The sequence below is a fragment of the Roseomonas sp. KE0001 genome (assembly GCF_016107285.1).
Taxonomy (GTDB): Bacteria; Pseudomonadota; Alphaproteobacteria; order Acetobacterales; family Acetobacteraceae; genus Pseudoroseomonas.
In genome coordinates, this window is record NZ_RCVQ01000032.1 from 1 (window position 1) to 2,823 (window position 2,823).

The window sequence follows — 2,823 nt, forward strand, 5'->3', positions numbered from 1 at the left end:
TCGCTGGCGTGCGGAGTATGGCGGCCTGAAGCTGGACCAGGTGCGTCGGCTCAAGCAGCTCGAGCAGGAGAACAGCCGGTTGCGGCGAGCGGTGTCGGATCTGACGCTGGAAAAGCTGATCCTCAAGGAAGCCGCGTCGGGAAACTTCTGAGCGCTGCGCGTCGCCGGGCTGCTGTGAACCACGTCACGGCGGTGCTGGATGTGCCTCAGCGGCTGGCCTGCCGGGTGCTGGGCCAGAACCGCTCGACGCAGCGCAAGCGGCGTCGGACGGTCGACGACGAGGCAGCGCTGACCCAGGCCGTAATTGCGTTGGCCAAGCAGTATGGCCGCTACGGTTACTGGCGGATCACCGCCCTGCTGCACGCTGAGGGCTGGGCCTGCAACCACAAGCGGGTGGAGCGGATCTGGCGAGCCGAGGGGCTGAAGGTGCCGCCGCGGCAGCCGAAACGCGGACGGCTTTGGCTGAATGACGGATCCTGCGTGCGGCTGCGCCCAGAGCGACCCAACCACGTATGGGCTTACGACTTCGTAGAGGACCGCACCCGGGACGGGCGCAAGCTGCGGATGCTGAACGTGGTGGACGAGTTCACCCGCGAATGCCTGGCGATCCGGGTGGCGCGCAAGCTGAACTCCCTCGATGTTATCGACGTGCTGACGGACCTGTTCATCATGCGCGGGATCCCTGAGCACATCCGCTCGGACAACGGACCGGAGTTCGTGGCCACCGCGGTGAAGGGCTGGATCACCGGGGTGGGTGCCGGGACGGCTTATATCGAGCCGGGCAGCCCGTGGGAGAACGGGTATGTTGAGTCATTCAACGGCAAGCTCCGGGACGAGCTGCTCAACGCCGAGGTGTTCAACAGCTTGGCTGAAGCCCGCGTGCTGATCGAGCAGTGGCGCAAGCACTACAACACGGTACGCCTGCACTCCGCGCTACGCTACCGGCCACCCGCGCCGGAGGTGACACTGACGTTACCAGCCATGCTGCCGGGGGCGCCAAGTCCTGCCGGTTCAGCCCCACCCAGGCCGCCCGTACACTGACATTTTGCTCGGATCACCTAATGGGGGCTGGTCATGAGCTCCTGATGAAGGCGTTCTGCAGTGCAGGCCAGGCTGGGGACTATGGTGAGCGCGACTCGTATGCTCGCCCGCCCCTCTATAACGCGGATATCCACAGCGGAGTGGGGGCTTTAGTGAGCCCGGCGGGGACTATGGTGAGGCGGAACGCCGGAAATCCAGCGATTTTCAGAGTTATTCCGGGGACTCTGGCGAGCAAACTAATAATAGAATCTCTAATAGCTTCCTAGTAGTGGCTCGCCAAAGTCCCCATCGACGTCAGCGGCATTCCAGGGCAATTTGAATGCATTGGGGGCGTATGTGATGGGCAAGGTTCATCGGCTGCTGAAAGAGCATGGCAGGCAAGGCGCGATCGATATGGATGCCGCGCCACGGGACGTCATCGAGACTGCAGCCAAATACCTTAGCGACGAAGACAACGCATTAGCCTTCGCTTACTCGGGCTGGGCGCAGTGCGCGCTACCGCATCGCCGGGTTGCTCCTGGCGAGGTCTGGGAGGTCGCTTCGGAGCGGATGCGCCTAGTGGTCGAGCCCGGCCGTCGCCCTTCAGGTATCGACGGCTCCGGCCCCCTCGAGCATGTCGGTGTGCCCTTCGGCTCCTATGCCAGGCTGATCCTGCTCTACCTGCAAACCGAGGCCCTGAAGACCAAGAGCCCCGAGGTCGAACTCGGCCGCAGCTGGCGCGACTGGATGACCCGGATCGGAGTTCCGTGGGGCGGCAAGAGCGGTCGGGGGGTGCGGGAACAGGCCGAGCTTTTGAGCCGATGCCGGCTAACGTTCCACTTGGTCGGGCAGGGCCAGGCTGGCCTGGTCAATCAGCAGATTGTCGATCGCGCCCTGTTCCTCGACACGCCCGACAACGATCGCCAGGGCCGCCTGACGCTGGAGACTGCTCGCCTCAGCGCACCCTTCTATGAGCAGCTCCAGCGCCATCCGATCCCCCTGGAAGAAGGCGCGATCAAAGCCCTGTCGAACAACTCGGCCGCGTTGGATTGCTATGTATGGCTAGCCTATCGCCTCCACAGCCTGGAGCGCCCCCGCCTCGTCACCTGGGCGGCTCTGAAGGCCCAGCATGGGCAGGGCTTCAGCAAGCTCTACCACTTCAAGGCCAAGTTCCCAGCAGTCCTGTCAATGGCGACAGCGGTCTACCCTGATGCCGAGGTCGAGGTGACGGAAGAAGGCCTGATCCTGAAGCCGTCCCGGCCACCCGTGGCCCCTCGCCTCGTTCCGGTCCGGTAAGGCCTCACCAAAGTCCCCATTTCACGCTGGGTTCAGAACCCCTTGGATGTCAGGTACGCGTGAAGCGCAGCTTCAACGACATCCTGCTGCGGCTCCCGCGACACATACATGTAGGTCCGCAGTCTCTCCGCGATCGAGAGCGGAACCCTGGCGCCGATTTGGCGGCGTGGTTCCTCAGCAGGCGGCGGAGCAGGCTGGGGGATCACCGTGCCGGTTTGCTGAACGGCAGGCGGAGGAGCTACCGGCACTGTGGGCTTGGTCAGCGGATCGATGGATGGCTCCCGAGCGGGTTGCTCATCATGTCGCGAAGACTGATCGCGTGGAATCTCGAAAGTGGACAGCCTTGTCGGCGACTTGCTCATCAGCGCGGCTTCCTCGCACGGGCGCCAACCACTCTAGTGGTCGGCTTCGCTGTTAACTTGTTAGCTGGCTCACCTGTTAGCAAACCTGCTTTCTTCGCAATATAGGTCCAGAGTGCAGCAACATCTTGTGCTGGCGCCCCGCGTG

The 2,823-nt window shown here is 63.6% G+C and carries 2 protein-coding genes and 1 pseudogene; 2 read left to right on the forward strand and 1 reads right to left on the reverse strand.

The window, feature by feature from the left end; translation table 11 throughout:
- Together D9598_RS20790 and D9598_RS20795 are read left to right on the forward strand one after the other, a co-directional pair.
- Positions 1 to 1,041: pseudogene (locus D9598_RS20790) on the forward strand (IS3 family transposase); the annotation flags it as partial.
- Positions 1,042 to 1,380: 339 nt separating this feature from the next.
- Positions 1,381 to 2,316, forward strand: coding sequence for a replication protein RepA (locus D9598_RS20795; RefSeq protein WP_198368390.1), 936 nt, complete (start codon positions 1,381 to 1,383; stop codon positions 2,314 to 2,316).
- A gap of 32 nt (positions 2,317 to 2,348) precedes the next feature.
- On the opposite strand, the gene D9598_RS20800 is transcribed toward D9598_RS20795, so the two are convergent.
- Entirely contained in the window at positions 2,349 to 2,678 is a 330-nt protein-coding gene (locus tag D9598_RS20800; RefSeq protein WP_198368391.1) for a hypothetical protein, read from the reverse strand.
- Positions 2,679 to 2,823 lie beyond the last annotated feature (145 nt).